Below are 1038 nucleotides of genomic sequence, written 5' to 3'. Positions count from 1 at the left end.
AATATGAAAAAGGACAGATACTTATTTATGACTACAATAAGTAAATCTGCCCTTATAGATAATATTGGTCCTATTCAACTTAAACTTTTCGATTGTATTGAAGAAAAAGTTGATTTTAAAACTAAAGTTGTGAAATATGCTTTTCCTCACAATAAAAAGAAAAAAATCAATAAAAATATCCAAATTCTGGATAATGGGAATTATCAGATGATTAATCCTACTTGCCCTAACTGTGGATCTGTAAAACAAGTGAAACAAGGGTTTAGGGAGATAAACCCCAAAATTGATAATTGTGAGAAAATTAAAATATCTTTACAAAGATATAAATGTAAATCCTGCAATAAAAAATACTCAACCACCCTAGAAAACATTAAAGAAGAAAATAAAAACTTTTTTAACAGTTTAAAAGGGAAAATTAGAGAATTTAAGAAAAATAGGGGAGAGTCACTGAGAAAAATAGCCAGAGATACTGAAAATTTCTTAAATCTTGAAATATCACATCAATCTATTAAAAATTTCCTCAAAATAGATCCAAAAAAAAGTTAAAAAAGAAGGAAACAGAGTTATTCGTAAATTTAAGCAATTATTAGGCTATTATGTCATGGATGAACAATATCTTTATATTGGTGGGAAAAAGAGATATCGGGTAAGTCTCCATGATAAATTTATAAAAGGCACTATAGCTGAAGAAATAATGGATTCAGGGAAAAATAAAAAGTTAAAATCATTAATCAAAGATATTACTGAAAATCAACCACGAATAAGTTTAACAACCGACGGATTAAAACAATACAAATCAATAGCTAAAGATTTAACCATGATACATCAAAGATGTGTATTTCACATGATGAAAGAATGTAGGGAGGAGGTAAATAAATATTTAAAAAAAACTAAAGATAATATAGTCACTAAAATGGCAACTCTCCGATATTTAACTGAAATAAACAACATATTCCGCACTTACGATGAAAATGAATGTTTAAAAAGATATGAAACTATATTAAATAAATCAGAAAGATTACCAGAGATAATAATAAT

General features: G+C 26.7%; 1 protein-coding gene and 1 pseudogene. Both read left to right on the top strand.

All coding sequences use genetic code 11. From position 1 onward, the window contains the following. Positions 1 to 546: transposase family protein (locus MBCUT_RS01110; RefSeq protein ID WP_211263744.1), on the top strand; the 546-nt coding region annotated here is incomplete at its 5' end. Positions 547 to 601: 55 nt separating this feature from the next. After that, a pseudogene (locus tag MBCUT_RS01105) lies at positions 602 to 1038 on the top strand (hypothetical protein); the annotation flags it as partial.

The organism is Methanobrevibacter cuticularis (genome assembly GCF_001639285.1).
Taxonomy (GTDB): domain Archaea; phylum Methanobacteriota; class Methanobacteria; order Methanobacteriales; family Methanobacteriaceae; genus Methanobaculum; species Methanobaculum cuticulare.
Note: the sequence above shows the minus strand (reverse complement) of the source record. Positions and strands in the feature narration are given on the sequence as shown.